Annotated in this window: 23 protein-coding genes and 1 tRNA gene; 20 read left to right on the forward strand and 4 right to left on the reverse strand. The window is 71.8% G+C overall.

The features are described 5' to 3' along the window. Nucleotides 1-26: 26 nt before the first annotated feature. Nucleotides 27-2,150 (forward strand): carbohydrate porin, encoded by a 2,124-nt coding sequence (locus LXM90_RS27065; RefSeq protein ID WP_234081272.1) that lies wholly within the window; start codon nucleotides 27-29, stop codon nucleotides 2,148-2,150. 148 nt (nucleotides 2,151-2,298) lie between these two features. On the opposite strand, the gene lipB is transcribed toward LXM90_RS27065, so the two are convergent. Further along, on the reverse strand, nucleotides 2,299-3,030 hold the full coding sequence (lipB, locus tag LXM90_RS27070) for a lipoyl(octanoyl) transferase LipB (RefSeq protein ID WP_091927707.1): 732 nt from the start codon (nucleotides 3,028-3,030) through the stop codon (nucleotides 2,299-2,301). Nucleotides 3,031-3,119: 89 nt separating this feature from the next. On the opposite strand from lipB, the gene LXM90_RS27075 reads away from it, so the two are divergent. Together LXM90_RS27075 and LXM90_RS27080 are read left to right on the forward strand one after the other, a co-directional pair. Further along, nucleotides 3,120-3,425, forward strand: coding sequence for a FliM/FliN family flagellar motor switch protein (locus LXM90_RS27075; RefSeq protein WP_020095633.1), 306 nt, complete (start codon nucleotides 3,120-3,122; stop codon nucleotides 3,423-3,425). A 118-nt stretch (nucleotides 3,426-3,543) separates the two neighbouring features. After that, nucleotides 3,544-3,628: transfer RNA gene (locus LXM90_RS27080), tRNA-Leu, on the forward strand. A gap of 200 nt (nucleotides 3,629-3,828) precedes the next feature. Here LXM90_RS27080 and LXM90_RS27085 read toward each other — a convergent pair. Then, nucleotides 3,829-4,806, reverse strand: a complete 978-nt coding sequence (locus LXM90_RS27085) for a helix-turn-helix domain-containing protein (RefSeq protein ID WP_234081275.1) — start codon at nucleotides 4,804-4,806, stop codon at nucleotides 3,829-3,831. Between the two features lie 601 nt (nucleotides 4,807-5,407). Here LXM90_RS27085 and LXM90_RS27090 point away from each other — a divergent pair. Further along, nucleotides 5,408-6,958 (forward strand): DEAD/DEAH box helicase, encoded by a 1,551-nt coding sequence (locus LXM90_RS27090; RefSeq protein ID WP_020095631.1) that lies wholly within the window; start codon nucleotides 5,408-5,410, stop codon nucleotides 6,956-6,958. Nucleotides 6,959-7,128: 170 nt separating this feature from the next. On the opposite strand, the gene LXM90_RS27095 is transcribed toward LXM90_RS27090, so the two are convergent. After that, the gene (locus LXM90_RS27095; RefSeq protein ID WP_234081276.1) at nucleotides 7,129-9,267 is read right to left on the reverse strand and encodes a molybdopterin-containing oxidoreductase family protein; all 2,139 of its coding nucleotides are present in this window, start codon (nucleotides 9,265-9,267) and stop codon (nucleotides 7,129-7,131) included. 228 nt (nucleotides 9,268-9,495) lie between these two features. On the opposite strand from LXM90_RS27095, the gene LXM90_RS27100 reads away from it, so the two are divergent. The 4 genes from LXM90_RS27100 (at nucleotide 9,496) to LXM90_RS27115 (ending at nucleotide 10,879) form a co-directional block, all read left to right on the forward strand. Further along, a complete protein-coding gene (locus tag LXM90_RS27100; RefSeq protein ID WP_026605317.1) occupies nucleotides 9,496-9,681 on the forward strand; it encodes a YegP family protein in 186 nt (61 codons plus the stop codon). Nucleotides 9,682-9,843: 162 nt separating this feature from the next. Then, a complete protein-coding gene (locus LXM90_RS27105) occupies nucleotides 9,844-10,113 on the forward strand; it encodes a hypothetical protein (protein ID WP_020095628.1) in 270 nt (89 codons plus the stop codon). Nucleotides 10,114-10,262: 149 nt separating this feature from the next. Further along, nucleotides 10,263-10,400: a hypothetical protein gene (locus LXM90_RS27110; protein WP_020095627.1), complete on the forward strand. Its 138-nt coding sequence runs from the start codon at nucleotides 10,263-10,265 to the stop codon at nucleotides 10,398-10,400. Nucleotides 10,401-10,426: 26 nt separating this feature from the next. Further along, a complete protein-coding gene (locus tag LXM90_RS27115) occupies nucleotides 10,427-10,879 on the forward strand; it encodes an acyl-CoA thioesterase (protein WP_020095626.1) in 453 nt (150 codons plus the stop codon). Here LXM90_RS27115 and LXM90_RS27120 read toward each other — a convergent pair. Continuing rightward, on the reverse strand, nucleotides 10,872-11,411 hold the full coding sequence (locus tag LXM90_RS27120) for a superoxide dismutase family protein (RefSeq protein WP_020095625.1): 540 nt from the start codon (nucleotides 11,409-11,411) through the stop codon (nucleotides 10,872-10,874). The genes LXM90_RS27115 and LXM90_RS27120 overlap by 8 nt on opposite strands. A 109-nt stretch (nucleotides 11,412-11,520) precedes the next feature. Here LXM90_RS27120 and LXM90_RS27125 point away from each other — a divergent pair, with 109 nt between their 5' ends. From LXM90_RS27125 to LXM90_RS27180, 12 genes are all read left to right on the forward strand, one after another. Beyond that, entirely contained in the window at nucleotides 11,521-12,312 is a 792-nt protein-coding gene (locus LXM90_RS27125; RefSeq protein WP_020095624.1) for a TlyA family RNA methyltransferase, read from the forward strand. Then, nucleotides 12,309-13,574, forward strand: coding sequence for a class I SAM-dependent RNA methyltransferase (locus LXM90_RS27130; RefSeq protein WP_042672474.1), 1,266 nt, complete (start codon nucleotides 12,309-12,311; stop codon nucleotides 13,572-13,574). Before LXM90_RS27125 ends, LXM90_RS27130 begins: the two co-directional genes overlap by 4 nt. A gap of 53 nt (nucleotides 13,575-13,627) precedes the next feature. Next, nucleotides 13,628-13,900 carry a hypothetical protein gene (locus LXM90_RS27135; RefSeq protein WP_020095622.1) on the forward strand — a complete coding sequence of 91 codons (273 nt, stop codon included), beginning with the start codon at nucleotides 13,628-13,630 and terminating at the stop codon, nucleotides 13,898-13,900. Nucleotides 13,901-14,390: 490 nt separating this feature from the next. Next, complete coding sequence (locus LXM90_RS27140; RefSeq protein WP_103986039.1) at nucleotides 14,391-16,319, forward strand: methyl-accepting chemotaxis protein; 1,929 nt, start codon at nucleotides 14,391-14,393, stop codon at nucleotides 16,317-16,319. Nucleotides 16,320-16,373: 54 nt separating this feature from the next. Further along, nucleotides 16,374-17,957 (forward strand): chemotaxis protein CheW, encoded by a 1,584-nt coding sequence (locus tag LXM90_RS27145; RefSeq protein WP_020095619.1) that lies wholly within the window; start codon nucleotides 16,374-16,376, stop codon nucleotides 17,955-17,957. Nucleotides 17,958-18,007: 50 nt separating this feature from the next. Next, entirely contained in the window at nucleotides 18,008-19,063 is a 1,056-nt protein-coding gene (gene cheB / locus LXM90_RS27150; RefSeq protein WP_091980855.1) for a chemotaxis-specific protein-glutamate methyltransferase CheB, read from the forward strand. Nucleotides 19,064-19,082: 19 nt separating this feature from the next. Further along, the gene (locus LXM90_RS27155; RefSeq protein WP_100253164.1) at nucleotides 19,083-19,682 is read left to right on the forward strand and encodes a HEAT repeat domain-containing protein; all 600 of its coding nucleotides are present in this window, start codon (nucleotides 19,083-19,085) and stop codon (nucleotides 19,680-19,682) included. A gap of 12 nt (nucleotides 19,683-19,694) precedes the next feature. After that, on the forward strand, nucleotides 19,695-20,558 hold the full coding sequence (locus LXM90_RS27160) for a CheR family methyltransferase (RefSeq protein ID WP_091927700.1): 864 nt from the start codon (nucleotides 19,695-19,697) through the stop codon (nucleotides 20,556-20,558). Nucleotide 20,559: 1 nt separating this feature from the next. After that, nucleotides 20,560-20,931, forward strand: a complete 372-nt coding sequence (locus LXM90_RS27165; protein ID WP_020095615.1) for a response regulator transcription factor — start codon at nucleotides 20,560-20,562, stop codon at nucleotides 20,929-20,931. Beyond that, nucleotides 20,928-23,510 (forward strand): chemotaxis protein CheA, encoded by a 2,583-nt coding sequence (locus LXM90_RS27170; protein WP_234081278.1) that lies wholly within the window; start codon nucleotides 20,928-20,930, stop codon nucleotides 23,508-23,510. Before LXM90_RS27165 ends, LXM90_RS27170 begins: the two co-directional genes overlap by 4 nt. A 261-nt stretch (nucleotides 23,511-23,771) precedes the next feature. Then, complete coding sequence (locus LXM90_RS27175) at nucleotides 23,772-24,569, forward strand: ParA family protein (RefSeq protein ID WP_234081280.1); 798 nt, start codon at nucleotides 23,772-23,774, stop codon at nucleotides 24,567-24,569. A 51-nt stretch (nucleotides 24,570-24,620) separates the two neighbouring features. Beyond that, nucleotides 24,621-24,989: a response regulator gene (locus LXM90_RS27180; RefSeq protein ID WP_085986780.1), complete on the forward strand. Its 369-nt coding sequence runs from the start codon at nucleotides 24,621-24,623 to the stop codon at nucleotides 24,987-24,989. Nucleotides 24,990-24,993: the final 4 nt, after the last annotated feature.

Below are 24,993 nucleotides of genomic sequence, written 5' to 3' on the forward strand. Positions count from 1 at the left end.
AAATGCTATACTTTTCTGTGAGTCGGATGAGATCCCGTTCCGTGTCCCTGGTCCGCACTGCGGCGCTCGTCCTGGCCGCCCTTCTCCTGGCGCCCGCCGCCGCGTGGGCGGCCGACATCTCCCCGCCGCGCCCAGTCGAGGCGCCGTCCTACACCGACTGGTCGGGGGGCTATGTCGGCCTCGAGGGAAGTGCCGGCGGGTCCTACGGCACCTACAATTTCGGTCCGACGACGATCGGCGCCCGGCCGGTCCCGGCCTTCAAGAGCGGCGATTCCACCGGCCGCAGCGACCAGGGCAAGAACGCCACGACGGCGGTCGGCGGCCTGTTCGGCGGCTGGAACTGGCAGGCCGGGCCGTGGGTCTACGGCGTCGAGGCGAGTCTCGACGCGGCGAATCTGAAGCGGCCCGTCCCCTCGACGATCGCGGGCTTCGGCTACGCGGACGTGGACCCGGCCTTCAACATCGTGCGCGCCAAGACGGATCTCTACGGCACCCTGCGCGCCCGGCTCGGCTACAGCTTCGACCGCTACCTGATCTACGGCACCTTCGGCCTCGCAGGGGCGAACGCACGTATCCTGGCGAATTACCCGGACCTCGACACGGGCGGCCAGACCACTGCGCGGCGGGACCTCGGCTACGTCGGCTTCACCCTCGGCGCGGGCGTGCAGTACGCCATCACCGACAGCCTCGCGCTGGGCATCGACTACCGCTACATCGATCTCGGGGGCAGCCCGCGCTTCCCGCTGGGCACGGTGCCCGGCGACGCGGGCGGGCCGGTCACGACCCGGGCGCGCTTCACGTCCAACGAGCTGTTCGCGCGGCTGATGTGGTTTCCGGACGGGCTGAAGGTCCCCCCGGACCGGGACGAGACCGCCCCGCACGATCCCGACAACGGCGATACCGGCCGCTTCTCGCTCCACGGCCAGACGACGCTGATCGCGCAGGGCGTTCCCGGCTTCCGCTCGCCCTACGAGGGTGCGCAGAGCCTGATCCCCCATCAGGCCCGGCAGACCACGACGGCCACGATCTTCCTCGGCCTCAAGCTCACCGATAGCACCGAGGTCTACTACAATCCCGAGTTCAGCCAGGGCTTCGGCCTGTCGCGGACGCTGGGCGTCGCCGGCTTCGTCAACGGCGAGGCGCAGAAGGCCGGCGCCCCGTTCCCGAAGCTGCGCTCGAACCGCTACTACGTGAAGCAGACCTTCGGGCTGGGCGGCGAGACCGTCGAGGTACCGGACGGCCCGAACCAAGTGGCCACCCGCTACGACGCCGAGCGGATCACGCTGATCGCCGGCAAGTTCGCGCTGGGCGACTTCTTCGACGGCAACATCTACGCGCACGACCCGCGCGTGGACTTCTTCAACTGGTCGCTCTGGGGTGCCTCGGCCTGGGATTTCCCGGCGAATCTCCCGGGCTTCACGCAGGGCGTCTACGCCGAGTACAACCGGCCCGAGTTCGCGATCCGCGCCGCCTACACGCAGGTGCCCAAGGAGCCGTCGAGCGACGTGCTCGACCCGCGGGTGTTCCGGCGCGCCGGGCTGAACGTCGAGTTCGAGGAGCGCCACGTCCTCCCCTGGCTCGATCAGCCCGGCAAGATCCGCATCGGGCTGTTCTCGAATGTCGGCGTCTCGGCCAACAACCGCGACGTCGTCACCCTGACGCAGCTCGGCCTGTTCGACGACATCAACGACGCCGTCGCGGCGACCCGCCGCCCCCGCCGCAAGACCGGCGGCTACATCAACCTGGAGCAGGCGCTGACGCCCGAACTCGGGCTGTTCGCCCGGGCGAGCCTGAACGACGGGCGCACCGAGAACATCTCGTTCACCGACATCGACCGGAGCTTCTCCGGCGGCCTGTCGCTGAAGGGCAAGGCCTGGGACCGCCCCGACGACACGGTCGGCATCGGCGCCGCAATGAACGGGCTCTCGCCCTCGCACCGGGCCGCCTTCGCGGCCGGGTATCTCGGGCTGCTGATCGGCGACGGGCGCCTCAACTACGGTACCGAGCGCACGCTGGAGACCTACTACGCCCTGAACCTCACGAAGTTCGTCACGCTGACCTTCGACTACCAGTTCATCGACAATCCCGGATACAATCGCGACCGCGGGCCGGCGCACTTCTTCGCCTCGCGGCTGCACGCCGATTTCTGATCGGCGCCGGTGAGACGGCCTCCGACCGGAGCGTTCGGACGCTATGCGTATTCGCGAGCGAAGCGATCCGGTCCGGGCTCCGGACGACACGCACCCTGGGTCGCTGCGCTCGCTACGACGGCGGCATCGCCCGATGGCGCGGCCCTGCTCACTCCGCCGCCTCGATCGCGGTCGCCCCGAAGATCGCCTCGAAGGCGGCGCGGAGCTGCATGTCGACCTCGGCCATGCTCACCGGCAGGCCGAGATCGACGAGGCTTGTCACGCCGTGCTCCCGGACGCCGCACGGCACGATCCCGTCGAAATGCGCGAGGTCGGGCTCCACGTTCAGGCTGATGCCGTGGAAGCTGACCCAGCGGCGGACCCGGATGCCGATCGCCGCGATCTTGTCTTCGACGCCGGGCCCCTTCTCGGGCCGGCGCACCCAGACGCCGACCCGGTCCTCGCGGCGCTCGGCGCGGACGTTGAAGGCGGCCAGCGTCTCGATCAGCCACGCCTCCAGGCTCGCCACGTAGGCGCGCAGGTCGCGGCTGCGCCGGTCGAGGTCGAGCATCACGTAGGCCACCCGCTGGCCCGGACCGTGATAGGTGTACTGCCCGCCCCGCCCCGTCGCGTGGACCGGGAACCGGTCCGGCGCGACGAGATCCTCCGGCCGGGCCGACGTGCCCGCCGTGTAGAGCGGCGGGTGTTCCAGCAGCCAGACGCATTCGGGCGCCGCGCCGCGGGCGATCGCCTCCGCGCGCGCCTCCATCCAGGCGAGGGCGGCGGCGTAATCCACCGCCGCGTCACTCACGCGCCAGCCCACCGGGCCGGCGACCGGATCGGTGCCGGGCCGCTTCGGGAAGGCGGGCGGGCTGACCGTGAGGCGGGGCGCGTTTACCAAGAGTTCACCATCCTGCGTCGATGGTCGAAGCCTTCAACATCCGCGGCCGGCGGTTGCAAGGTTCCGGCTGCGAGACGGGATGGCGGACGGTGGCGGTCTTCGAGACCCTGAAGGTCGATCTGACGGTGGTGCTGGGCCGGGCCCGCATGCCGCTGCACATGCTCCTCCGGATGGGCCGCGGCGCCGTGATCGAGCTCGAAGCCAGCGACAGCGACATGGTCGAGATCCTGGCCAACGACCACCCGATCGCGCGCGGGCAGATCGTGGTGACGGGCGACCGCATCTCCGTGGAGGTGACCGAGCTGATCCGCAAGGCGGCCTCGATCGTCGAGCCGGGCGTCAGCATCGGCGACGGCGCGGCGCCTTTCCTGGAGGGCGGCTACGATTCCCCGTGACTGCGCTTGTCGGCGGCCGGACGATCTGTTATCCGCTGCGCCGCGCGACACGAAAGCGGCCCCGGGTTCTCCCGCGGCGCGCGACGGTCGAGCGAACGGACCGGTCTTCGCGTCCGATGCGGCCATGGCGGAATTGGTAGACGCGCTAGCTTGAGGTGCTAGTCCCGAGAGGGGTGGAGGTTCGAGTCCTCTTGGCCGCACCACATTGTTTTGGTTGCCCGGATCTTCGGCAACCCGGATGTGGCGCATGACAGGGCGGTGCGCCGCCGATCACGATACACCATTATCTGAGCCGACACGCCGGGCGCAGGCGCCTGCGCCCGGCCAGGGGTTGCGCGAGAACCGCGCGCATCATTCCGCGCCGGGACGTCGCGGGATCGGCGGAGGCCGGCCACCGTCCCGATCAGGGAGCCGACGGAGCACCGGAAGCCCGCAGCAGGGCGGCCTCCCTGTACTCGCGCGGGGTCAGGCCGTGGCGGTCCTTGAACCGGCGGGAGAAGTGCGCCTGGCTGGTGAACCCGCAGCCGTAGGCGAGCATCCCGATCGACAGGTGCAGGCAGGCTGGGTCGGACAGCCGCTTGGCCGCCGCCGCCAGCCGGCGCTCCCAGATCCAGTCGGAGATATGCTGGCCGCGCTCGTGGAACAGCTCCTGAAGCCGGCGCAGCGAGACCCCCGTGGCGGCCGCGAGCTGGGGAGGGTCCAGTCCCGGATCGTCCAGATGGGCCTCGACATGTGCCTTCGCGCGCTGAACGACGACGCTGCCGTGGACGGGGCGAGGCACATCCTGCGCGAGCCGCTCGGCGAGGCTCGCCACGATCAGGTCGACCGCGATCTCCGACATGCGCTCGGCGGCGTCGGGCGTGAGCTGGTGCCGCACCCGGATCAGGTCGTGGATGAAGCCGGTCGCCAGCGTGGCCGACGCGAGGTCCGCCCCGACCGACAGGCCGGTGTAGAGCCGTGTCGAGCCGAGCACGCCTTCCAAGCGCTCCCGCGGCAGCTCCAGGAACAGGGCCTGGCTGTCCCTGTGGGTCGTCAGCACGGAGGGGCGATGGTCGAGCACGACCATGTCGCCCGGCCGCTGCACGGCCTCCCGGCCGTCCTGAACGCTCGTCGACAGGCCCGCGAGCTTGAACAGCACCACGACCATCCCGGCCCTGTCGTGGCGCCGGGCCGCGCTGGGCGTCGTCTCGCATCGCAGGGCGCTCTGCGTCAGGCGCGAGAGGTACAGCGCGCCGATCTCCGCGACGTCGAGCCTGCCCCGGAACGGCCCGTCGTCGAGGCGCTCGACCTCGATCGGCACGAGCCGCTCCCCGAGAAGGTCTCGCCAGAGCTTGAAGCCGCTCCGGGGGTGGAGACCCTCCGTCGAAAACACTGTCTGCATAGGCAATATCTGAAGTCGCGGCTGCGCCGTTCGGCCGCGCAGCGATCGTTGAATACCGATCGCTGCGTATCTTTAGATACACTTTCACGCCCGGACGATCCAACAATACCGTCAATTCCGAAACAATTATATCTCAACGGACAGATCAGAGGCTATCCTCGGCCACAACGCCGATAAACGCCCGCCCCGACCACATCGGGAAGACGGGATCGACACGTATCGGCAGCCGAGCCGCGTCTTCGGGCGATCCCGAGTACACGGGGCACGGCACCCTCGGACGAGCGCCCGCTGTTCACCGGCGCGACGGCGGCGCTCAGCCTGAGCGGACCGCAACCCGGCCCTGGTCCGGCCCTGCATTGACTTCGCAGCCGCACACACGCATATCGGCGATGCAGCGTCAGCGGCCGCCACGGCCCGCTTGAGGGGGCTGCGTGACGGATCGGGCGCTACCCGGCGTGATCCGGCCCCCCTCTTCATAACGTGCATGCACCCGGGCCGCCCCATCACGCGGGCTGCCCCCTGCCAACGGACCGGCTCATACACGGCACAGCTCGCGATCGACGCGAGGCGCCCGGCCGGCCCTGCTGCATCGGATACATCCTTGACCCAATTCACCGATTTCGGCCTCGCCCAGCCCGTGCTGCGGGCGCTTAGCGAGGCCGGCTACGTCGCGCCGACCCCGATCCAGGCCCAGGCGATCCCGCCGGCCATGGCGGGCCGCGACCTCTGCGGCATCGCCCAGACCGGCACCGGCAAGACCGCGGCCTTCGCGCTGCCGATCCTGCACCGCCTCTCGCTCTCGGACCGCCGCGCGCCGCGCCGCGGCTGTCGGGTGCTGGTGCTCTCGCCGACCCGCGAGCTCGCCAACCAGATCGCCGAGTCGTTCACCGATTACGGTCGGCACCTGTCCTACACCACGACGGTGGTGTTCGGCGGCGTCACCATCAGCCGCCAGGAGCGGGCGCTGGCGCCGGGCGTCGACGTCCTCGTCGCCACCCCCGGCCGGCTGATCGACCTCGTCGACCGCCGCTCGCTGACCCTGGAGGGCGTCGAGATCCTCGTCCTCGACGAGGCCGACCAGATGCTCGATCTCGGCTTCATCCACGCCCTCAAGCGCATCGTGAAGATGCTGCCGCAGAAGCGCCAGAGCCTGTTCTTCTCGGCCACCATGCCCAAGAACATCGCGGGCTTGGCGTCCCAGTACCTCACCGATCCGGTCCAGGTCGCGGTGACGCCGGTCGCCACCACGGCCGAGCGGGTCGAGCAGGAGGTGATCTTCGTCCATACCGGCGCCAAGCAGGCGCTGCTGGGGCACATCCTGCGCGATCCGGCGATCGAGCGCGTGCTCGTCTTCACCCGGACCAAGCACGGGGCGGACCGGGTCGTGCGCGGCCTCGACAAGGTCGGCATCGCGGCCGCCGCGATTCACGGCAACAAGAGCCAGCCCCAGCGCGAGCGGGCGCTGGCCGCCTTCAAGGACGGCTCCTGCCGGGTCCTGGTCGCCACCGACATCGCGGCCCGCGGCATCGACGTCGAGGGCGTGAGCCACGTGGTCAACTTCGACCTGCCGAACGTGCCGGAGAGCTACGTCCACCGGATCGGCCGCACGGCCCGCGCCGGCGCCGACGGCCTCGCCATCTCGTTCTGCAACGACGAGGAGAAGGCCTACCTGCGCGACATCGAGCGCGTGACCCGGCAGAAGGTCCCGGTGGCGGGCTTCCCCGAGGGCTTCACCCCGCCGTCCCGCCAGGAGGCCGCCGAGATCGCCCGCGAGGAGGAGCGCCGGCCCGAGCGTCCGCAGCAGCGCCCCGGCGGCGGCCGCCAGGGCCAGCGGCCCCGGCAGCAGCAGGGCCGTCCCCAGCAGGGCCGGCCCGAGGGCGGCCGCGGCTTCGGCGGTCCCGGCCAGGGCGCGCCCCGGCAGGGCCGACCCCAGGACGGCCGCGGCGACAACCGCGGTGACAATCGCGGCCACGCCCCGCAGGGCCGCGACGCCCGCGCGGACCGGCCCGCCCGCCCGCAGGGCGAGCGCCCGAATCAAGGTCGCCCGAGCCGCGACGCCCGGCCCCAGCGCGCCGATGCCCGTCCGCGCAGCGGCGGTGGCGGCGGCGAGGGTCGCAGCATCGGCTGGCTGGAGCGGGCGCCCCGTTCCTGAGCGAAGATGGCCTGAGTGACGATCGAGCCGCCCGGGACGGATCCGTCCCGGGCGGCTTCGTTTCCGGTGACCGCGCCGGACGAGCGGCGAAACCGCAACCGGATGACGGCTCGACTCTCCGTGTGAACCCGGCGCGGCGATCGGGAGCGGATCGCCGCGCGCGGAGCCGTTCAGTTCGCCCGTGAGACCTCGACGAGGTTGTCGGAGAACGAGGGCGCGTGGCCCATATCGGTGAAGGCGCCGGACGAGATGCTGTTCACCGTGCCCTCGTTGAGCTGGCGCCAGTAGCCCAGCGTCGCCACCACGATCCCGGCCTTCACGTCGTCGGTGATACGGGCCACGCCCTTGAAGGCGCCGCGGTCGTTGGCGACCTGGACCCGGTCGCCGTCCCGGATGCCGCGCGCGTCGGCGTCGGCTTGGCTGATCATCACGAACTGCTCGCCCTGGCCCTTCTGCTTGTCCTCCATGTTGGCGTAGCAGGAGTTCAGGAAGTAGTGGCTCTTGGGCGAGACGATGTTGAGCGGGTAGCGCTTGGCGAGTTCGGGATCGTTCGTGTGCGACTCGCGCGGGCCGAGGTAGTCCGGCAGCGGGTCGAGCGCCTCGCCGGGCTGGAAGCCCTCGTACATCTGCCGGAAGGGCGGGGCGACGAAGTTCGTGGCGCCCTCCACCTTCAGCATGCACTTGCCGGTCGGTGTCGGGAAGTTGCCCTCCCGGTGCGGCGCCCGGTCGTCCGGCGTGCCGACCTTGAGCCGGGCGAAGCCGTGCTCGCGCATGTACTGGAGGTCGATGCCCTCGCAGGCCGGCGATGACCAGTCGACGTAGTGCTCAAGGCACTCGCTGTCGCTCCACTTGAAGTTCTCCTCCTCGAAGCCGAGCCGGGCGGCCAGCCGGCGGAAGATCTCGTTGTTGGGGATCGCCTCGCCCGGCGCCTCGGCGCACTTGGTGTTGTAGGTCAGGTAGAGGTGCCCCCAGGAGAGGATCATGTCCTCCATCTCGGCGCCCATGGTGGCGGGCAGCAGGATGTCGGCGTAGGAGGCGGTGTCCGAGATGAAGTGCTCGGCCGAGACCATGAACAGGTCCTCGCGCATCAGCCCCTCGACGATCTTGTCGGTCTCGGGCGCCTGCGTCACGGGGTTCGAGTTCCAGCACATCATCGACATGATCGGCGGGTCGAGCTGCATCTCGCCGGTGAGCGCCCGGCCGATCTGAAGGTTCGAGACGACCCGGGTCCCCTCCGGGATCAGGTCCGGGCGGCAGATGACGTCGAACTTGTAGGGATGCTCCCAGACGCCGAACTGCGTGATGCCGCCGCCGACATGGCGCCACGCGCCGGTCAGCGCCGGGATGCAGGTCACCGCCCGGATGGTCTGGCCGCCGCCGTAGTGCCGCTCCAGCGCCACGCCGATGCGGATGCCCACCGGCTGCTCGGTCGCCATCTCGCGGGCGAGCTTCCGGATGTCGTCGGCGGAGACGCCGGTGATCGCCGCGGCCCATTCGGGCGTGCGCGTGCTGGCCCGCTCCTTCAGCTCCGCGAAGCCGACCGTGTGGTTGTCGACGTAGTCCTGGTCGACGAGGCCCTGTTCGATGATCGAGTTGATCAGCGCCATGGCGAGCGCGCCGTCGGTGCCGGGCTTCGGCGCGATGTGCCAGTCGGCGGCCTTGGCGGTGCGCGACGCGTAGGTGTCGATCACCACGACCTTGGCGCCCTTCTTCTGGGCGTCCTTCACGATCGCCCAGTGGTGCAGGTTCGTGCTGACCGAGTTGCAAGCCCAGATGACGATGTACTTGGAATGGATGTAGCTGTCCGGGTCGAGGCCGGCCGTCGGACCGACGGTGAGGAGCCAGGCCGTGCATGAGCCCTCGCCGCAGAAGGTCCGCTCGGTCACGGTGGCGCCCATGCGGTTGAAGAACGCGTCGCCGCCGTTCAGCCCGTGCACGAGGCCCTGGTTGCCGAGGTAGCTGTAGGGCGCGATGGCCTGCGGCCCGTACTGGTCGATGATCGCCTTCCAGCGGGTGACGATGGTGTCCAGCGCCTCGTCCCAGGTGATCCGCTCGAACTGCTTCGAGCCCTTCGGGCCGACGCGCTTCATCGGGTAGAGTAGCCGGTCGGGGTGGTAGTGGCGCTTCTCGTAATCCTTCAGCTTCACGCAGAGACCGCCGCGGGTCATCGGGTGGTCCGGGTTGCCGCGCACGCTCAGGAGCTCGCCGCCCTTCACCTCGAACAGCATCGAGCACGTGTCGGGGCAATCGTGCGGGCAGCCTCCGTAGAAGACCTCCGAGTAGGCCTCGGGCTGGACGATCTCGTTCATACTCTCTTCCTCACCGGCCGCGGGCGTCCCGTTATTGTTCAGGCGTCCCGGATCCCGATCGGCGAAGCGTACAATGAGAGGAAGAAAAATTCTAACTCGAATCCCGGCGGCCGATCGCGCACGCGCGCCGCTCGGTGGCCCGTCCGCCCCGCGGCGCCCTCACCGCCCCGCCTTCCCTTGCGCGGGCGCGCCCCCATCTGAGGGATGGACGAAGCGGGGGCCTGCGACATGCGGTTCGAACTCTACCGGGACGCCAAGGGCGAGTGGCGCTGGCGCCTGCGGGCGCGCAACGGCGAGGTGATCGCCGATTCGGGCGAAGGCTATGTCCGCCGCGAGGATTGCGAGCACGGCATCGCGTTGGTCCGCCAGAGCGCCGAGGCGCGCATCGAGGACATGACGACGAAGATCGCCTGACCCCGCGCGTCTCAACCTGCGATCAACCCTGTCCGAAACGTCGCAGCGGTTAAGCTGCAACGCTTCCGCTCGCCCACGCGTTGCAGCGGTTCGGACCGAGCGGAGCCCGTCGCCCTGCGCGGTTCGTCGACCAGGACGAATGACACAAAGGGAGTCGAGACCGTGCTGAGGAAATTCCTGCTCGCGGCCCTGCTGGCGCTGGGCTTCGCGGCCGCGGCGCCGGAGGGCGCGTCCGCCGCGCCCATCGGCCCGGGGCTGGCTCTGCCCGCCGAAGCCGCGCCGGCGGTGGCCGAGAAGGCCCAGTACTACTACCGTCGCCGGTTCTACGGCCCGCGGCCCTACTGGCGCCGCCCGTACTACGGCCGCCGGTTCTACTACGGCCCGCGGCCCTACTACCGTCGTCCCTACTGGCGCCGTCGGTTCTACTACTGATCGGCTCTCCGACCTGACCGGCCCGGCGGCTCCAGCGAGCCGCCGGGCTTTTTCACGCCCCGATTCGGGGTGCGCGACCGCGAGCCTTGCTTTATCGTGCCGGTAACGGGACCGCCGACGGCAGATCGGCGCGCCCGAGAGGAAGCTCGATGAACGATATTGCGCAACGCGCCGAGCCCGCGGCGGCGGCGCCGGACCTCTGGCAATCCATCCCGCTCGAATGCATCCTGAGCGCGGTCGCCGTTCTGCTGGCGGCGGGGCTCAAGCTCGCCGGCGTGATGTCCTGACGGCGTGCGGGGGGCGGATGGACGGCATGCAGCACGTCGCACTCTCACCGGCCGGAGGCGCGCCGCCCGCTGAGGTCGATCTGCCCAAGGGCGATCTCACGGTGCGCACCATCGCCATGCCGGCCGACACCAACGCCAACGGCGACATCTTCGGCGGCTGGGTGCTGTCGCAGATGGACCAGGCCGGCGGCATCGCGGGCGTCGACCGGGCGCAGGGCCGGGTGGTCACCGTGGCGCTGGAATCGATGACCTTCATCCGGCCGGTCCGGGTCGGCGACGTGCTGTGCGTCTACACCCGGGTGTCGCATGTCGGCCGGACCTCGATGAAGATCGAGGTCGAGGCCTGGGCACGGCGGTTCTGCACCCAGGTCCGCGAGCGGGTCACGCAGGCCACCTTCACCTTCGTGGCCATCGACGAGGACGGCCGGCCGCGGCAGATCCCGCCGGCCGTGCCGTCCCCGTCCGCGACGACTACTTGATCACCCCGCAGGCGACGCGGTCGCCGGCACCGCCGATCGGCTGGGTGTTGTGGTCGTCCTCGTTGGCGTGGATGATCAGCGCCGCGCCGTCCCCGTCCTTCAGGCCGCCCTCGCCGTTCAGCGGCGTCTCGCTGGAGACCTCGGCATTGGCCGAGCCGTCCTGCGCCGCGTAGAGGTTCGGCAGGTCGCCCTCGTCGGGGCCCTCCGCGTTGAGCAGCCCGTGCTTGCTCTGGTCGTGGTTCACGTGCGCCTTGGAGTTCATGAACTTCGGGTCCGAGCAGTCGCCCACGGCGTGGAAATGCATCCCGTGCCAGCCGGGCGGCAGGCCACCGGGCTGGATCGTCACGCGCAGGACCAGGGCATTTGCCCCGTCGCGGATCGCCAGCGTGCCGATCGGGTCGCCCTTCGCGTTCTTGATCGGCGCCGTGTAGGTCTCTGCCGGTTTGGCCGCCTCCTTGGGAGGCTCCTGTGCCAGGGCGCCGCCGGCGGCGGCGGTCCCGAGCAGTGCGAGCAGCGGCAGGGTGCGGGTCATGCGGTGGCTCTCCTTTACGGCCCGGTCTAGTTAGGGAGCGCGCCGGCCTTCGACAGGGCGGCGGCCCGAAACCTCCGCCGCAGACCTGCCGGAACCGCACGAAGCCCCGATGACCCGAGACCGGACCAGCCCGGACCGCGCGGCCCCCGCGGACGATCCCGCGGAGAACCCTGCGCCGCGGCGCGCCGACCTGTATCTCGTGGCGCACGGCCATTTCGAGAGCCGGGCCCGGGCCCAGGCGGCGATCCGTGCCGGGCTCGTGCGGGTCGACGGGCGCCCGCTCGCGCGCGCCTCGGACCCGATCGCCCCGGGGGCGCGGGTCGAGGCGGAGCCCGAGCACCCCTACGCCTCCCGCGGCGGCCTCAAGCTCGCCGCCGCGCTGGACGCGTTCGGCGTCGATCCGGAGGGCCGGGTCGCCCTCGACGTCGGCGCCTCGACGGGCGGCTTCACCGACGTGCTGCTCGCCCGCGGCGCCCGCCACGTCCACGCCCTCGACGTGGGCCGAGGCCAGCTCCATCCGCGGCTCGCCGGGGACCCGCGCGTGACCAACCGCGAGGGCACCGACATCCGCGGCCTCGGCCCGGAGGCCCTCGTCCCGCCCCCCGACCTCGCGAGCGTGGACGTGAGCTTCATCGGCCTGCGCCTCGTGCTGCCGGCCCTCCCGGGCCTGCTGAGGCCGGGCTCGGCGATCGTCGCGCTGATCAAGCCGCAATTCGAGGCCGGCCGCGCCCGGGTCGGCCGCGGCGGCCTCGTGCGCGACCCGGCGGTCCACGCCGAGGTCTGCGCGGCCGTCCGCGGGACCCTCGAGGGGCTCGGGGCCGCGATCCTGGGCCTGATCGACTCGCCGGTGCCGGGCGGCGACGGCAATGCCGAATTCCTGATCGGTGCGAGGTTGCCGTGAGCGAGCCAGCGGATAGCGAGACGGTCACGATCCGGGAGCTCGGCGCCCGCGGCGACGGGATCGCCGAGGACGGGACCTTAGTCCCCTACACGCTGCCCGGGGAACGCGCGGAGATCCGCCGGGAGGCGCGGCGCGGCGCCCTGCTCGGCCTAGCGCAGGCCTCGCCCGACCGGGTCGAGCCGTTCTGCCCGTACTACATGCGCTGCGGCGGCTGCCGCACCCAGCACCTCGCGCGGACCGCGGAACTCGCCTGGAAGCGCGACCTCGTCGCCCAGGCCCTGTCCCAGGCGCGCCTCGACGTGACGCCCGGGCCGGCCATCGACGCCCACGGGGCGGGACGCCGCCGCCTCACCCTGCACGTGCGGGAGATCGGCGGCCGGGCCGAGGCTGGGCTGATGCCGGCGCGCAGCCACGCGCTGGTGCCGATCGACCATTGCCCGATCACCGTGCCGGCGCTCCACCCGGCCCCGGAGGTCGCGCGCCGCCTCGCCGCCCCGCTGGGCCACGGGCGCAAGCCCCTCGACGTCGCCGTGACGGCCACCGACCAGGGCCTAGACGTCGACCTGCGCGGTCACGGACCGGTCAGCGCCGGCGTCGGCGCCGCGCTGGTGCGGATCGCCGGCGAACTCGGCCTCGCTCGGCTCTCCCTGCACGGCGAGCGCCTGATGGAGGCCGAGCCGGTCTCGGTCACGGCGGACGGCCCCGCCGCGGCGACCCGCCTCTACCCGGCCCCCGGCGGATTCCTCCAGGCGACCGCGGCCGGTCAGGCGACGCTCTGCGACCTGACTCTGGCGGCCCTCGGCCCCCGCATCCGGCGCGTCGCCGACCTGTTCGCGGGCTGCGGGCCGCTGACGCTGGCGATCGCCCGGACGGCCGCGGTCCACGCCGTCGAATCCGATGCCGCGGCCCTCGCGGGCCTCGAGCGGGCCGCGCGCGCCGCCGCGGGCCTGCGCAAGATCAGCGGCGAGCGCCGCGACCTGTTCCGGCGGCCCCTGCTGCCCCCCGAACTCGATGCCTTCGACGCGGTGGTGTTCGACCCGCCGCGGGCCGGCGCGGAGGCCCAGGCCCGCCAGCTTGCCGCCGCCCGCGTGCCCCTGGTGATCGGCATCGCCTGCGACGCCGGAACCTTCGCGCGGGACGCGGCGACGCTGGTCGCCGGCGGTTACCGGCTGGAGACCGTCACGCCGGTCGACCAGTTCCGCCATTCGGGCCATGTCGAGATGGTCGGGGTGTTCCGGCGCGAGCCCGCGCGGCGGCGCTAGGCCACGCAACCGGCGGCCACGTTTCCCGTTCTCCCGGCGACGGGAGACCTTCCATGATCCGCGGATTCCTCGGTACCGCGACGCTCGGTGCGCTGAGCCTCGCCCTCATCACCCCGCTCGCGGTGCAGACGCGAGCGCCCGACCAGACCGGCACGGGCGGCGGCCCGGTCTCGACCATCACGGCGCCGAACACCAACAGCCTCGGCGTCACCAAGCCGCCCGGCACGTCTCTCGGCCCCGGCGAGGTGCCGACCCCGGAGCAGCGGCGGCGCGAGCGCGCTCTGACCGACAAGATCGAAGGCAGCATCTGCGACGGTTGCAACTGAGATCGGGTCGGGGTCGCTCGGGCCGGGTTCCCGCTCAGACCATCGCCAGTCCGGGTTGCGGTGTTCGACCGGGCCGTGCCCCACAAACGGCTCTCCATTCGGCGCGACCTCGGGCGGCGCGGAACTTCAGATCGCGCTCGCTCCGGCCTGCGGGCCCCGCGGGTCCGCCGAGGGGCTTGGCCAAACCGCCGGCTCGATACAGCAGCGACCGGCGAACAGGATTGTTGCCAGCGCATATTTCCATATTGGTTGCAGTATATCCATATTCATAATCCAATGTCCTATCTTCAAGCCAGTCATTTTGTAGATATACTCCAAATATTGATCTTCATATGCACGGATATGGCGGCACCTACAGCGGATCATTGCTCAAAAATCGTGTTCTCGTTCATTGATTCGCAACTTGATGCTTCGTAAGACTTGCGCGTCGCGGGTCCTAGCCTGGGGGCGGCGACGTACAGCCGCGACTTCAAGTGAAGGAAACGCCGCCATGGCCCTCGTGAAGAAAGCCGCCCTGTCGGGATCGCACGCGCAGGTCCGGAAGGGCGAGCCGGCCAGTCTGAGCCAGCTCGGGCGCCTCAACGAGGAGAGCCGGCGCAAGGCCCGGACCTTCGCCAAGCAGCAGAAGGCGGCGGAGCGCATCGCGGCGGCGACAACCCAGCTCGCCAGCGGCGTCGCCGAGGCCTCGTCGGCGGCCGAGGAGCTGCGCAAGGCGATGGAGCAGATCGCCGCCGGCGCCGAGGAGGCGGCCGGGGCCTCCGAGCAGTCGCAGCGCGCCGTCACGACCGTGTCGGAGGTAATCGGCACCGCCCGCACCGAGGCCGAGACCTCGCGCCAGAAATCGGAGGCGCTCCAGGGACTCATCGCCGGCGTGAGCCAGCAGATCCGGCTCAGCGTCGGCTCGATCGCCACGGCGGCCGAGCGTCAGGCGGCCTCGGTCACGCTGATCGTCGAGCTGGAGCGGCAGGCGGCCAATATCGGCGACATCGTCCGCGCCGTCGCTCGCATCGCCGACCAGACCAATCTCCTGGCCCTGAACGCCGCCATCGAGGCGGCCCGGGCCGGCCAGCACGGCAAGGGCTTCGCGGTGGTCGCCGACGAGGTCCGCACCTTGGCGGAGACCTCCGAGCGCAGCGCCCAGGAGATCCAGGCGCTGATCGGCCGGATCCAGGAAGACGTGAAGGTCATCGCCGAGGGCATCAACCGCGCGGCCGAGGGCGCGCGCCAAGAGGTCGCGCGGGGCGAGACGATCACCGCCCAGCTCGAGGCGGTGCGGCAGGCCATGGTCGAGATCATGCGCGGCGCCGAGACCATCGCCCGGGTGGCCGTCGAGTCTGAGAAGGCCGCGGTCGAGGCGCAGAAGGGGTCCGAGCTGATCGCGGCGGCGGCCGAGGAGCAATCCTCCGCCTGCCAGCAATCGCTCAAGACCATCGAGCAGCAGACCACCGCCCTCGGGGAGAGCGAGCAGGCTGCCACCGAGCTCGCGACCCTGGCGGACGAGCTGAAGAACGCCACCGACGTCGGCAAGAGCGCCGAGGAGGTCGCCTCGGCGGCCGAGGAGCTGTCCTCGGCGGTGGAGGAGATCAACCGGGCCGCCGCGCAGATCACCACGGCGCTCGACCAGATCGACCGGGGCGCCCAGCAGCAGACGGCAGCCGCGCAGCAATCGGCCGCCGCGATCGCGCAGATCGAGAAGGGAGCGCTCCTCGCCCAGGACAGCGCCCGCGACGCCCTGGAGAAGGGCGGCCTGATCACGAGCCAGCTTCAGGAGAACCGGGCCGCGGTAGACGGACTGGTCGCGGGCGTCGGCAATGCCCTCGCGGAGACCGACCGGAGCCGAGAGCAGATCAACGCCCTGGAGCAGGTGAGCCGGAAGATCGACAAGATCGTCGACGCGATCACCACGGTGGCGATCCAGACCAACATGCTGGCGGTGAACGGCTCGATCGAGGCGGCCCGGGCCGGCGAGTTCGGCAAAGGCTTCATGGTGGTCTCCACCGACATCCGCAACCTCGCCCGGGATTCCTCGGAGAACGCGGAGCGGATCAAGGACCTCGTGAAGGCGATCCAGGACCAGATCGTGGTGGTGCGCCGGGACCTGGAGGCGATCTCCGCGGCGGCCGCCGCCGAGGTCGAGAAGAACCGGGCGATCACCCGCGACCTCGAGACCACCGCCGACGACATGGGCGTGGTGCTCGACGGCAACCGGCAGATCCTCCAGGGCGCCGACCTGATCATCCGCAACGTCGAGGAGGCGAAGCGCGGCGTCGACCAGATCGCCACGGCGGCCCGCCAGGGCGGCCAGGCGGTGAACGAGGCGCAGCAGGCCGCCCGCGAGCAGGCGAACGGCGCGGAGGAACTCGCCGCCGCCATCGAGGAGGTCGCGTCGCTGGCCGACGAACTCCAGAACCAGGACTGAGACGCGCCCGGCCGGGACGGCCCCACCCGAATCCTGCTCAGCCCGGAGCCCGCCATGTCCAACGACGCCTCAGCCTCGGCCGCGACCGACCGGTCGGAGACCGCCTCCGCGCTCCAGTTCGTGACCTTCCACGTCGCCCGCGAGACCTACGCGGTGCCCCTCGCGGAGGTGCAGGAGATCATCCGCCTGCCCGACATGGTCGACGTTCCCCTGGCACCCCCCGCCCTGGTGGGACTGGCCAACCTGCGCGGCTCGGTCCTGCCGGTGGCGAGCCTGCGGCGGCTGTTCGAGCTGCCCGACCGGGTCCACGACGACGCCGCCCGGGTGGTCGTGGTCGGCCAGGGGTCCGGCGACGGCGGCGGCGCTGGCGGGACCTCCGGCTTCGTGGTCGACCGGATGGCGAGCGTGATCACCGCCGAGCCCGGGGAGATCGAGGGGACTGACGGCCTCACCGCCACCGCGGCGACCGAGCTGCTCGCGGGCGTGATCAAGCGGCCGGCCGGCATCGTGCTGATCATCGATCTCGGGCGCCTGCTGCAGCGCAGCGGGTCCGTGCGCGCCGGCGCAGAGGGCGGGTCGGGCGGACGGAACGCGGTCGGGCCGATCGAGGCCGGCGGCGCGGCCTCGGCGCGGCCGGAGGGCGAGGCCGGGCTCTCCGACGAGATCCAGCTCGTGTCCTTCGAGCTCGCGGGCCAGGAATACGCCCTGCCGATCGAGCAGGTGCAGGAGATCGTCCAGGTCCCCGACCGCGTCAGCGAGCTGCCGAAGGCCGAGCGCCACGTCATCGGTGTGATCAACCTGCGCGACCGGTTGCTGCCCCTGGTCAGCCTGCGGGCGCTGTTCGGGCTGCCGGGCGTGCCCCTGGGAGAGCAGAACCGGATCGTGGTGGTCGCCTCCCGGGAAGCCGCCGGCTCCGTCGGCATCGTCACCGACACGGTGAAGGAGGTGCTGCGGGTGCCCCGCGCGGTGGTCGACCCGCTGCCCGACCTGCTCGCGCAGGGCGACGCGCTGCGCGAGGTCGAGGCGATCTGCCGGCTCGGCGGCGGCAGGCGGCTGGTCTCGATCCTGTCGGCCGCCCGCCTGTTCGCCACCACCGGGATCGCCGGCGGCCTCGCCGGCCTCGGAGCCGCAGAGGAGGGACCCGTGCAGGAACGTCAGACCGCGACCGCGCCGACGCGCGCCGACGAGGAGGAGCAGTTCGTCGTCTTCCGCCTGGCGGACGAGGAGTACGGCGTGCCGATCGACGCCGTGCACGAGATCGTCCGCGTCCCCGAGCAGCTCACCCACGTGCCGCGGACGCCCGGCTTCATTGAGGGCATCGTCAACCTGCGGGGGGCGGTGCTGCCGGTGGTCGACCAGCGCCGCCGCTTCCGGCTCCCGGAGGCCGCGCGCAACGACCGCCAGCGCATCATGGTCTTCGCGATCGCGGGGGTGCGGACCGGCTTCATCGTCGACTCGGTCTCGGAGGTCCTGAAGATCCCCCGCTCGGCCATCGTGCCGGCGCCGGACCTCGCGCAGGACGAAGACAGCGCCGTGGAGTGGGTCGCCAACCTCGCCGCCGCCAAGCGGATCATCCTGATGGTGAACGTCGACCGGCTCCTCAGCCGGCACGAGGTCGCGGATCTGCAGGCGGCCTGAGCCGCCGTCTCCGGGCCCGGTCCGAGGCCGCTCCTGCCACGCAACCCGCCATGCCCAAGCTCCTGATCGTCGACGACTCCGCTCTGATGCGCAAACACCTTCGCCTGATCTTCGAGGAGACGGGCCAGTTCGAGGTGCGCACGGCGCGCAACGGCCGCGACGCCCTGGACCAGATCGACAGCTTCGAGCCCGACGTGGTCACCCTCGACATCAACATGCCCGAGATGGACGGACTCACCTGCCTCGGCGAGATCATGGCGGCGCGCCCGCGCCCGGTGGTCATGGTCTCGTCGCTGACCCGCGAGAGCGCCGCCGTGACCCTGGAGGCGATGCAGCTCGGCGCCGTCGATTACGTGGAGAAGCCCGGCGGCACCGTCTCCCTCAACATCGGCGAGGTCCGGGACGAGATGGTCGCCAAGGTCCGCGTCGCGGCCCGGGCCAAGCCCGGCCGCGCCCGCGGCCTCCTCGACCGGGTCCGGCGCGGGCGCGGCGAGATCGCGAAGCGCCGCCCGGCGCCCCGGACCGCGGCCCGCGTGGAGGGCTGCGTCCTGATCGGCGTGTCGACCGGGGGACCGCGGACGCTGGAGGAGATCCTGCCGGAGCTTCCGGCCGACCTGCCCTGGCCGGTCGTGATCGCCCAGCACATGCCGGGCTCCTTCACGGGGGCCTTCGCCCAGCGCCTGGACCGCCTCTGCGCCCTGGGGGTGGTGGAGGTGACCGCCCCGGTCCCCCTCGCGGCGGGCCGCGTCTACATCGGCCGGGGCGACGCCGACGTGGTGATCGAGCGCCGGCTCGGCCGGCTCGCGGTCGCCACCGTCCCGAGCGACCCGGCCCTGCGCTGGCACCCCAGCGTCGACCGCCTCGTCCGCAGCGCCCGGGATCACCTGCTGCCCGAAGCCCTGATCGGCGTCGAACTCACCGGCATGGGCGACGACGGCGCCGCCGCCCTGGCGGCCCTGCGGGCTGCCGGCGGCCGCACCATCGCGGAGGCCGAGTCGAGCGCCGTCGTGTTCGGCATGCCGGCCGAGCTGATCCGCCTCGGCGGCGCGACCCTGACGCTGCCCGCCCGCTCCATCCCGGCCCAGCTCGTCGGCTGGCTGTCCTGAGATCGACACCGAGACTGCCATGGCCCTGGTCCGCAAGCACCCCGCCCTCCCCGCGCCGGCGGAAGCCCTGGAGGATCCCCGGATCGCCCTGGAGGGCCCGACGGCCGCCGGGCGCCGCGACGCGGCCCATCGCCTGGCCGCCGATCCCGACGCCGCCGGCCTGCTGGCCGACCGCCTCGGCCGCGAGGCGGACCGGAGCGTCGGCGAGGCGATCCTCGGCGCCCTCGGCCGCATCGGCACCCCGGCGGCGGCCGAGCGCCTGTTCGGCCTGCTGGGCTCGGAGGACGTCTGGTTGCGCAACGCCGCGATCGAGACGCTGCAGGAGATGGACGCGGCGGTGCTCGGCGCCCTCGAGCGGGCCCTCGCCGATCCCGACAGCGACCGCCGGATCTTCGCGGTGAACGTGCTGGTCTCCCTGCGCCACCCGGCGGCCGCGACCTACGCCCGCCGGGTCCTGGCCGAGGACGGGCACGTCAACGTCTGCGCCGCCGCCCTCGACGTGCTCGCCGAGATCGGCACGCCCGAGATGGTGCCGGAGATCGAGGCCGCCGCCGCCCGCTTCCCCGACGCGCCGTTCCTGCGCTTCGCGGCCAGGGCCGCCTGCCGCCGCATCACCTGACCGGCGGCCGGCATGACCGCACCGTTCCCGCCGCCGACGCCCGTCGTCACCGATGCCGACTTCGTCCGCTTCCGCGACTTCTTCTACCGCAAGACCGGCATCATGTTCGCCGACAACAAGCGCTACTTCGTCGACAAGCGCCTGCAGGAGCGGATGCTCGCGAGCGCGCTGCCGGTTTTCCGCGACTACTTCAACACCCTGCGATTCCAGGCCAGCGGCCAGGAGTTCCAGACGCTCGTCAACCTGATGACCGTCAACGAGACCTACTTCTACCGCGAGGAGTACCAGTTCCGCTGCCTCGTCCGGTCGATCCTCCCGGAGGTCACCCGGCGCAAGCGGCCGGGCGAGCCGGTGCGGATCTGGTCGGTGCCCTGCTCGACCGGCGAGGAGCCCTACTCGATCGCCTTCCAGCTCCTCGACACGTGGCCGGAGGTCGACCGGTACGACATCGAGATCGTCGCCTCGGACATCGACACCGCCGTGCTCGACCAAGCCAAGCGCGGCCTCTACGGCGACCGCGCGGTCCAGCACGTCCCCCGGGCGACCCTGGAGCGCTACACCCGGCGGGTGCAGGGCGCCCACGAGGTGATCCCGGACATCCGCGAGTCGATCGCCTTCGCGCGGGTCAACCTCTCGGACCCGCTCTCGACCCGGCAGTTCCGCGGCTTCGACGTCGTGTTCTGCCGCAACCTGCTGATCTACTTCGACGACGCGTCCCGCCGCGGCGCCGCCCAGACGCTCTACGAGGCGCTCGATCCCGGTGGCTTCGTCTGCCTCGGCCATTCCGAGTCGATGAGCCGGATCTCCGCGCTGTTCGACCTCCGGAAGTTCGCGGAGGCGATCGTCTACCAGAAGCCCCTGAGCGCGGAGGCCTGACATGGCCAGGATCCTCGTCATCGACGACGCCACCACGGTGCGCCTGTACTACCGCGACGTGCTGGAAGAGGCCGGCTTCGCGGTCGAGGAGGCCGTGAACGGCTACGAGGGCCTGGAGAAGGCCGTCGCCGAGGGCTTCGACCTCGTCCTCGTCGACGTGAACATGCCCAAGATGGACGGCTACGCCTTCCTGCGGCAGGGCCGGACCATGCCGGAGCTCCAGGCGGTGCCGGCCGTGATGATCTCCACGGAGAGCGCCGGCGCCGACCGCGCGCGGGCCTTCGCGGCGGGCGCCAACCTCTACCTCGTCAAGCCGGTGCGCCCGGACGCCCTCGTCGCGGTCGCCACCGTGATGGCCGGAGCCGCACCGTGACCAACGCCCTGCTCGCCCAGTTCATCCCCGAGGCCCGCGAGCTCCTGGAGCGCGCGGGGAGCGGCATGCTGGCCCTGGAGAAGTCGCCGGGCGCCGAATCCCTCGACGACGTCTTTCGGGCGGTGCACACCCTCAAGGGCACGTCCGGCCTGTTCGAGATCGCGCCGCTGACCCATCTGGTCCACGCGGCCGAGGACCTTCTGGTCGAGGTCCGGGCCGGTACGCTCGTCCTGGAACCCGCCATCGTGGACGGGCTCCTCGACAGCCTCGATCTGGTCGGCCACTGGATCGACGTCCTGGAGAGCCGCGCGGTCCTGCCGGACGAGGCCGACGCCGTGATGGCGAGCCGGGTGACGGCCCTGCGGGCGTGGCTCCCCGCGGCGATCGAGGCCACCGTCGCGCGGGCCGATTACGGGCCGCCGGACTGGCTCGCCGACCTCCCCGAGGCGGACCGGCAGGCCGCCTGGAGGCGCGCCGCGGCCTCGGGCGCCCCCCTGACCGTCTGGCACTACGAGCCCGACGAGACCTGCTTCTTCCGCGGCGACGACCCGGCCCATCTGGTGGCGCAGGCCCCGGGCCTCGTCGCGCTGCGGGTACGGCCGCGCGCCGCAACTCCGTCGCCGGAGACCTGCGATCCGGTGCTGAGCTGGCTCCGCTTCGAGGTTCTGTGCGTCGCCGACGCCGAGGCGGTCGCCGATCATCTGCGCTACGTCGCCGATCAGGTCCGGGTCGGCGCGATCCGGCCGGACGACCTGATCGTCCTGACCGGGACGGAGGATGAGGCCGAGGTGTTCGGCGACTTCGCCGCGCGGGCCGGGACGCTCCTCGCCGAGGACGCCCGGGCGGACCTCGCCGCCGCCGCCGCCGCCCTGCTGGGGATCGTCGGCGCCGGGACCCGGCAGGCCTGCGCCCTGCGCTGGATCGCGGCGCTGGCCGCCACGGCGGAGACCGAGACGCTGCGCCGCCTCGCCGCCGACCTCGGCGGCCCGCGGCCGGCCTCGGGTTCGCCGCCGACCGATCGGCCGCCCGCAGAGGCGCCCGCCCCGGACCTCGCCCTGCGCCAGCAGGCAGAGGCGATCCTCGCCGCGCAGGCCGAGATGCTGGCCGTGCCGACGGACCCGGCCGTCGCGGAGGGCCGGTTCGAGTCCGTGCGCACGGTGGTGCGGCGCTGCCTGCCGCATCTGGTGCCCGGCCGGGCCGCCGCCCTGGAAGCAGCCCTGGGCCGAGCGCGCGCGGGCGCCACCGAGACCCTCGGCGCCGTCCTCCGCGGCGTGGCGAGCGGCGCGGCCGCCGCACCGCCGATGCCGACACCCTCCGGAGATCCCGCGCCGCGGCCCACCGCGGCCCCGCCGCCGGCGACCGGGCCGCGCGATGCCCCGGAGGGATCCGGCCCCGACGCCAAGGGTCCGGCGCGCATGCTGCGGGTCGAGCAGGGCAAGGTCGACGCCCTGATGAACTTCGCGGCCGAGCTGACGGTCGCCAAGAACGGGCTCGCCTATCTCGCCGGACGCGTCGAGCAGGTCAGCGGCTCGCGCCAGCTCGGTCGGGAGATCAAGGAGCAGTACGCGGTCATCGACCGGATCGCCCAGAGCTTGCAGGTCGGCGTCATGGCGATCCGCATGATGCCGGTGAGCCAGGTTTTCCAGCGCTTCCCCCGGCTCGTCCGCGACATCACGCGCAAGCTCGGCAAGGAGGTCGAGCTGGTGATCCTGGGCGAGGAGACCGAGGCCGACAAGAACGTGCTGGAGAGCCTCGCCGACCCGCTGATCCACATGGTCCGCAACGCCCTCGATCACGGCATCGAGACCCCCGCGATCCGGATCGCCGCCGGGAAGCCGGCGCGCGGCACCCTGCGGCTCGCGGCGCGGCAGGAGAACGACAACGTCATCATCGAGGTGGCCGATGACGGCCGCGGCATCGACCCGGAGGCGGTCCGCGAGAAGGCGCTGCGCAGCGGCCTGATCGGCCCGGATCAGGCCGCCCAGATGACCGCGGAGGATCTCGTCAACCTCGTCTTCGCGCCCGGCTTCTCGACGCGGGATCAGGTCTCGGACCTCTCGGGTCGGGGCGTCGGGATGGACGTCGTGCGCAGCGCGGTGCGCAGGGCGGGCGGCGACGTCTGGCTCGCGAGCCAGCCGGGCGCGGGCACCTGCGTGACCGTGCAGCTGCCCCTGACCATGGCGGTGACCCGCATCGTCACCGTGGTGGCGCGGGGCCAGCAATACGGGGTCGCCATGGACGCGGTGGCCGAGACCGTGAAGGTTCCGCGGGACCAGATCCACCGGATCAAGCAGCGCGAGACCTTCGTCCTGCGAGACGCGATGATCCCCCTGATCCGGCTCGCCGACAGCCTGGGCCTCCCGGCGGCCTCGGACGCGCCGCCGGAGGAGGAGGCCGTCATGGTCGCCCGTGTCGGACGCGAGCGGGTCGGCATCGTGGTCGACGGCTTCCGCGAGCGCATGGAGGTCATCGTGCGGCCCCTCGACGGTCTCCTCGCCGGCCTCGCGGGCTTCTCCGGGACGGCGCTCCTCGGCGACGGAAGGGTTCTCCTCGTCCTCAACCTGTCGGATCTGCTCTGATGGCCCTCGAACACAGCGGCGCCCGCATCCGGCTCTCGGGCCACTGCCCGGTCGAGGATGCCGAGCCGCTGCTCGATATCCTGCGCGCCACCCCGGAGGCCGTCGTCGACCTCACCGGCGCGGCGTGGCTCCACACGGCGGTCCTCCAGGTGCTGATGGTCGCGGCACCCGCCCTCCGCGGCCGGCCGGAGCCGTGCCGGCGGCCTGCCTGGCCGCGCTGCCCGAGGCCGCCGCGGAAGGCGCCGCGGAGGCCGAGCGCGGATGACCGAGCCGGGGACCGGGCGCATCCTCGCCGTGGCGAACCGCAAGGGCGGCACCGCCAAGACCACGACGGCCGTGAATCTCGCCGCAAGCCTCGCGGAGCGCGGCCGGCGGGTGCTGCTCGTCGACCTCGACAGCCAGGGCCATGCCGGCCTCGGCTTCGGCGTGCGGGCGAGGCCCGGCGAGCCGACGGTGCACGACCTGTTCCGCGGCACCGGGGTGACGGATCTCGGGCGCGCCGTGCGGCGCACCGCCGTGCCGAACGTGGACGTGCTGCCGGCCGATCGCGGCTTCTCGGGCCCCGACGGCGCCGTCGCGCCCCTCGGCCTCGCGGCGGCGCTGAAGCCCCTGGCGACGGATTACGCGGTGATCCTGATCGACACCGCACCGACGGCCGACGCCCTGCTGATCAGCGCCCTGGCGAGCGCGCACCACGTCTTGGTTCCGACACAGCTCAGCCACCTCGCGGTGGACGGCGTCGGGCAGTTCGCGCGCGCGTTCTTCCGGGTGGCGACGAGCCTCAATCCCGGTCTGCGCGGCCTCTCGATCGTGCCGGTGCAGGTGGATCTCCGGATCACGATGCAGCGGGAGGCCCTCGAGCAGCTCGCGAGCCGGTTCGGCCGGGAGCGCCTCCTGGCTGGGATCCGTACGGACATCGCTCTGGCGGAGGCCTTCGGGTGCGGACAGCCGGTTCGGTACGTGAAGCCCCGTGCGCGGGCGGTGCAGGACTTCGAGCTGTTATGCGACCACGTCATGGAAAAATGCATTGCCGGGCAGATTGGAACGATTAAAACTTAGCCGTTCGCACAGACATGGAGTTCAGAGCGAGAAATGAATACGATATTACTGGTGGACGACTCACCCACCATTCTTTCGAGCATGTCAGGAATACTTCGCAGTTCGGGATATGAAACCGAACAGGCTGCCGATGCCGAGACGGCACTCGCGAAGGTCAAGGCAGGCCTGAAGCCGGCCCTCGTGATCACGGACTTCCACATGCCCGGCATGGACGGCGTCCAGTTGATCCAGGAGTTGCGGAAGCTCGCGCCGACCCGCTTCACGCCGATGCTCGTTCTCACGACGGAATCGCAGCAGGAGAAGCGCGACGGCGCGCGCCAGGCGGGGGCGACCGGCTGGCTGGTGAAGCCGGTCCAGGCCGACAAGCTGCTGCAGGTCCTCACACAGGTCGCCCCCGCGATTCAGCGCCGCGCCGCCTGATCCG

It is taken from the genome of Methylobacterium oryzae, from assembly GCF_021398735.1.
Classification (GTDB): domain Bacteria; phylum Pseudomonadota; class Alphaproteobacteria; order Rhizobiales; family Beijerinckiaceae; genus Methylobacterium.

Coding starts and splice junctions, on each gene's coding strand:
- LXM90_RS27085 (WP_234081275.1), bottom strand. CDS start 4,806: ATGCAGACAGTGTTTTCGACGGAGGGTCTCCACCCCCGGAGCGGCTTC.
- LXM90_RS27140 (WP_103986039.1), top strand. CDS start 14,391: ATGGCCCTCGTGAAGAAAGCCGCCCTGTCGGGATCGCACGCGCAGGTC.
- LXM90_RS27165 (WP_020095615.1), top strand. CDS start 20,560: ATGGCCAGGATCCTCGTCATCGACGACGCCACCACGGTGCGCCTGTAC.
- LXM90_RS27095 (WP_234081276.1), bottom strand. CDS start 9,267: ATGAACGAGATCGTCCAGCCCGAGGCCTACTCGGAGGTCTTCTACGGA.
- cheB (WP_091980855.1), top strand. CDS start 18,008: ATGCCCAAGCTCCTGATCGTCGACGACTCCGCTCTGATGCGCAAACAC.
- LXM90_RS27065 (WP_234081272.1), top strand. CDS start 27: ATGAGATCCCGTTCCGTGTCCCTGGTCCGCACTGCGGCGCTCGTCCTG.
- LXM90_RS27115 (WP_020095626.1), top strand. CDS start 10,427: ATGCAGCACGTCGCACTCTCACCGGCCGGAGGCGCGCCGCCCGCTGAG.
- LXM90_RS27160 (WP_091927700.1), top strand. CDS start 19,695: ATGACCGCACCGTTCCCGCCGCCGACGCCCGTCGTCACCGATGCCGAC.
- LXM90_RS27135 (WP_020095622.1), top strand. CDS start 13,628: ATGATCCGCGGATTCCTCGGTACCGCGACGCTCGGTGCGCTGAGCCTC.
- LXM90_RS27125 (WP_020095624.1), top strand. CDS start 11,521: ATGACCCGAGACCGGACCAGCCCGGACCGCGCGGCCCCCGCGGACGAT.
- LXM90_RS27120 (WP_020095625.1), bottom strand. CDS start 11,411: ATGACCCGCACCCTGCCGCTGCTCGCACTGCTCGGGACCGCCGCCGCC.
- LXM90_RS27100 (WP_026605317.1), top strand. CDS start 9,496: ATGCGGTTCGAACTCTACCGGGACGCCAAGGGCGAGTGGCGCTGGCGC.
- LXM90_RS27145 (WP_020095619.1), top strand. CDS start 16,374: ATGTCCAACGACGCCTCAGCCTCGGCCGCGACCGACCGGTCGGAGACC.
- LXM90_RS27110 (WP_020095627.1), top strand. CDS start 10,263: ATGAACGATATTGCGCAACGCGCCGAGCCCGCGGCGGCGGCGCCGGAC.
- LXM90_RS27175 (WP_234081280.1), top strand. CDS start 23,772: ATGACCGAGCCGGGGACCGGGCGCATCCTCGCCGTGGCGAACCGCAAG.
- LXM90_RS27155 (WP_100253164.1), top strand. CDS start 19,083: ATGGCCCTGGTCCGCAAGCACCCCGCCCTCCCCGCGCCGGCGGAAGCC.